The sequence below is a fragment of the bacterium genome, assembly GCA_023150945.1.
GTDB lineage: Bacteria > Zhuqueibacterota > Zhuqueibacteria > Zhuqueibacterales > Zhuqueibacteraceae > Coneutiohabitans.
The window spans coordinates 1-538 of sequence record JAKLJX010000107.1 but is presented as its reverse complement, the minus strand read 5'-3'; the positions used below and the strand labels follow the sequence as shown (position 1 = coordinate 538).

1 protein-coding gene is annotated in these 538 nt (G+C 57.8%); it reads left to right on the top strand.

Annotation, left to right across the window (positions count from 1 at the left end; genetic code table 11):
• Positions 1–439 (top strand): T9SS type A sorting domain-containing protein (locus L6R21_28280; protein ID MCK6563100.1); only part of this gene is annotated, 439 nt, incomplete at its 5' end.
• Positions 440–538: the final 99 nt, after the last annotated feature.

Sequence of the window (538 nt, the reverse complement as noted above, 5' to 3'; positions counted from 1 at the left end):
GCCGGGGCCGTCTTCATATCCGGCATTCACCACACGCAGCATTGCTGGTGGCACACGCATTTTGGGATTGTGGACAGAAGGCTCAGCTTCACCATTTTTCATCCAGGACAATTTTGTTGATCTGGTGCCGTTGGCCAAGCCATGGGTGGAGGAAGAGCGGCATGCCGGCGGCACGCCGGCATTTGCCCTGTATCCGAGCTATCCGAATCCATTCAATCCCGCCAGCACGATTCAATATGATCTGCCCGAGGCAGCGCTGGTGCAGTTGGTGATATTGAATATGCTCGGCCAGGAAGTCGCCCGCTTGGTGGATGGCTGGCAGCCGGCCGGCCGTTATCAAGTGAACTGGAGAAGCGGCGGGCATCCCAGCGGAGTCTATTTCTGCCGCCTGCGCGCCGGGGAGTTCGTGGCAACGAGAAAGATGAACCTGTTGCATTGAGACCAGTTGACTTGCACCGTGTCGCATCCAAACAACGAAAGGAAAGTCTATGAAACTCTTGCGCATCGCGCGTGTGCCGCCGGTAGTGGTGTCGCCCGC